General features: G+C 62.1%; 3 protein-coding genes. All 3 read right to left on the bottom strand.

Annotation, left to right across the window (positions count from 1 at the left end; genetic code table 11):
- Window position 1: 1 nt before the first annotated feature.
- Entirely contained in the window at window positions 2-754 is a 753-nt protein-coding gene (locus C5P05_RS00855) for a glucose 1-dehydrogenase (RefSeq protein WP_114968022.1), read from the bottom strand.
- Between the two features lie 48 nt (window positions 755-802).
- Window positions 803-2,422 (bottom strand): flavin-containing monooxygenase, encoded by a 1,620-nt coding sequence (locus tag C5P05_RS00850; protein ID WP_114968021.1) that lies wholly within the window; start codon window positions 2,420-2,422, stop codon window positions 803-805.
- A gap of 64 nt (window positions 2,423-2,486) precedes the next feature.
- A complete protein-coding gene (locus C5P05_RS00845) occupies window positions 2,487-3,389 on the bottom strand; it encodes an alpha/beta hydrolase (protein WP_114968020.1) in 903 nt (300 codons plus the stop codon).
- Between the last annotated feature and the right edge of the window lie 104 nt (window positions 3,390-3,493).

Below are 3,493 nucleotides of genomic sequence, written 5' to 3'. Positions count from 1 at the left end.
CTCAGTTGGAGGTGTAACCGCCATCGACCACCAGCTCGGCGCCATGCACGAAGGACGATTCGTCCGACGCCAGGAACAGCACCGCCTGCGACACCTCAATCGGCCGGGCCGGCCGTCCGAGCAGGGTCGGCCCGAGCAGCGCTGTGCGAATGGCCGGATCGGCCAGCAAATCCTTCGTCATCTCCGTTTCGATGACGCCCGGATGAACCGAATTGACACGGATGTTGAAGGGCGCCAGGTCGACCGCGCAGGACTTGGTGAACAGGCGAACCGCCCCTTTCGAGGCTTCATAAGCGCTGGCGCCAGGGGCGCCGACCAGACCGTAAATCGAGGAAATGTTGATGATGTTGCCGCCGCCGTTTTTCTGCATCAGCGGGATCACCGCCCGGGTGCCCAGGAAGAGACCGCGCACGTTGACGTTGAACACCCGATCCCATTCCTCATTGGTCGTGTCTTGCACCGGCTTCAGGACCAGAATACCGGCGTTGTTGACCAGCACGTCGATGCGTCCGGCCTTCTCGATGATCTGGGCAAACGCGGCGGTCCAGTCGGCCTCCTGCGTCACGTTGAGCGACAGGAAATCCGCCTTGCCCCCGCTCTTGCGGATGCCGTCCACCGTGGCCTGGCCCCCGGCGGCGTCCATATCGCCGACGAACACCCAGGCGCCCTGGCTGGCCAGCAGTTCGCTGTGCGATTTGCCCATGCCCATGGCGCCGCCGGTGACGAGAATGACTTTGTCTTGTACGCGTTTCATATTGACTCCTGTAACTTGCTTGCTTGGTTTGTTGATGATTGACTCGACTTAACGGATTTCAAAACCTGGGTAGCCGGTGCTCGTCACCTCGTTCAGTTTTTGAGTGTAGGCACCCAGGCCGGCCAGGTAAAACATCACCGTCTTGGCTTTGCCCGGGATGTTCGCGCCGAAGATCCACGAATCGGCTTTCGGGAACAGCGTGTAGCCGGCAATTTCGTTGCAGGTGGCGGTCCAGCCGTCTTCGCCTTCATGGCTTGCTTCAACGACCTGGCGGCCGGTGTCGTTCATGTGCTTGATCAGATCGGAGATCCACTCGACCTGCGTCTCGATGCTCGGCGGGAGGTTGGTGAAGGGGCCGTTGGGTCCGAGGATCATGAACAGGTTCGGGTAGTCCGCGCTCGCCACGCCCAGGTAGCTGGTCGGGCCGCCTTTCCACTTGTCCTTGATCGTCTTGCCGTTGCGCCCGCGCAGGTCGATCCGGGTGTAATTGCCGTCCACCGCGTCAAAGCCGGTGGCGAAGATCAGCACGTCAAGTTCGTGTTCCACGCCATCCGAGGTCTTGATGCCCTTGGGCGTGATTTCGGTAATCGGGGTCGCCTTGACATCGACCAAGGCGACATTGTCACGGTTGTAAATGGCGTAGTAGCCGCTGTCACACAGCGGCCGCTTGGCATACAGGTCGGTCGGCGTCAGCTTGCGGGCGGTTTCCGGGTCTTTGACAATTTCGGCGATCTTGCCGCGAATGAACGCGGCGGCGGTTTCGTTGGCCACTTCGTCGGTGGCGATGTCGCAGAAGGTTTCGAACATGAAGCGAAAGCCGCCGCCTCTCTCCCAGGCTTTCTGGTAAACGGCGCGGCGTTCCTCTTCCGACACGCTCATGGCCGGCACGCTGCTCTCCTTGAAGCCGAAGGCCACGACCGAGCTGCGCACGTCCTTCCATATCTGATCGTAGTTCTGTTTGACGGACGTGACGTAGTCCGGGCTCACCGGGCCGTTGCCGACCGGCACACTGTATTGCGGTGAGCGCTGGAACACCGTCAGGTGGCTGGCCTGCGGGGCGATGGCCGTGATCACCTGAAGGCCGGTGGAGCCGGTGCCGATGACGCCGACCCGCTTGCCCTTGAAGTCAACGCCTTCAGGCCAGGCGCCGGTGTGGTATTGCTTGCCCTGGAAGCTTTCAATGCCCTTGATGTTGGGCACGTTGGTGGCCGACAGCAAGCCCAGTGCCGTGATCAGGTATCTGGCCGTGACGGTTTTATCGGTATCGGTCTGGATTTCCCAGAGATTGCGCTTTTCATCAAACCGGGCGCCCGTGACGCCGGTGTTGAACTCGATGTCGCAGCGCAGGTCCAGCCGATCCGCCACGTGGTTCAGGTAGGACAGAATCTGCGGCTGCGTGACATAGCGCGTATCCCAGTCCCATTCCTGCAGCAGGGCTTTGTCAAATGAGTAGCAGTAAACAAAGCTTTCGGTGTCGGACAGTGCGCCGGGATAACGATTCCAGTACCAGGTGCCGCCGACGTCGCCGGCCTTGTCAAAGACGCGCACGTTCATGCCGAGCTCGTTGCGCAGTTTGTGCAGCATGTAGAGTCCGCCGAAGCCGGCGCCCACGACCACCGCGTCGTAGTCGGTCTTGGCCGGGTGGCTGTCTTGTGTCAACAGGGTCATTATTTGTCTCCTTTATTGTTCAAGTTTTCCCCGTCTTGTCGGGGTGATATCTGATGAGGTCGCTTTAAGCGGCCTTGAACCATTGGGCGATGCGGCGCATTTCGTCATCCGCTTCGACCGCGCGCCCGGCCAGGAACGGGAACACGTGCTGCATGCCGTCCACGACTGAGAGGGTGACGTTGACGCCTGCGGCTTTGGCGATCCCGGCCAGGTCGGTGGCGTTGTCGAGCAAGGTCTCCAGGGAGCCGGCGGTGAGGTACAGGCGCGGGAAGCCGGTGTAGTTGGCTTTGAGCGGGTTGGCCAGCGGGTTGGTGCGCGAGCCTTGCTCGCCCAGGAACATGCCGGACATGGCCTCCAGCACGGCCTTGCTCACCAGGGCGTCGGTGGCGGCGTTGGTCTGCAGCGTCTTGCCGACGTGCTCCATGTCGAGCCAGGGCGAGAAGGCGATGACCGCGCCCGGCAGGGCCACGCCGTCGTCGCGCAGCTTGAGCACGGTGGCGATGGCCAGGTTGCCGCCGGCCGAGTCGCCGCTGGTGGTGATGTTGTGCGCCTTGAAGCCGCGTGCCAGGAGTTCGCGGTACACGGCGGTCGCATCTTCGAGCTGGGCCGGGAAGGGATGCTCGGGCGCGCGCCGGTAGTCCAGCACGATGGCCGTGACGCCCAGGTGTTTGGCGAGATGCCCGGCGAGCTTGCGGTGGCTGGCGGCTGAGCCGACCGCGAAACCGCCACCGTGGGTGTAGAGGATGACTTTGCGGGGGTCGGCGTCAAGCGGCAGCGCCCACAGGGTCTCGACCCCGGCGACGGTCTCGGACTTGTAGGTCACGCCTTCGGGCTCGCGGGTCGGTTGCTGCCACTCGTCGAAGAGGCCGCGCAGGTCGGCAATGGTCAGCGCCGGGTTCGCCGCCATCCGGTCAGACCAGCTCTGGTAGAGCGCGCGAAGAAAATCCGCCTCGGTTGAAGGTTTCATGCTTGTCTCCTGCTAAAAATAATTGTTGCAGGCTTCATTCTCAGAATTCGGACCGTCAAAGTATTGAACCGCCTGTGCATATCTCTTGTCCAGAATTGCGGACT

It is taken from the genome of Rhodoferax ferrireducens (genome assembly GCF_003347515.1).
In the GTDB taxonomy this organism is placed as follows: Bacteria; Pseudomonadota; Gammaproteobacteria; order Burkholderiales; family Burkholderiaceae_C; genus Rhodoferax.
The sequence above is the reverse complement of the archived record's forward strand: the minus strand, read 5'-3'. Positions and strand labels throughout refer to the sequence as shown.

Coding starts and splice junctions, on each gene's coding strand:
- C5P05_RS00845 (WP_114968020.1), bottom strand. CDS start 3,389: ATGAAACCTTCAACCGAGGCGGATTTTCTTCGCGCGCTCTACCAGAGC.
- C5P05_RS00855 (WP_114968022.1), bottom strand. CDS start 754: ATGAAACGCGTACAAGACAAAGTCATTCTCGTCACCGGCGGCGCCATG.
- C5P05_RS00850 (WP_114968021.1), bottom strand. CDS start 2,422: ATGACCCTGTTGACACAAGACAGCCACCCGGCCAAGACCGACTACGAC.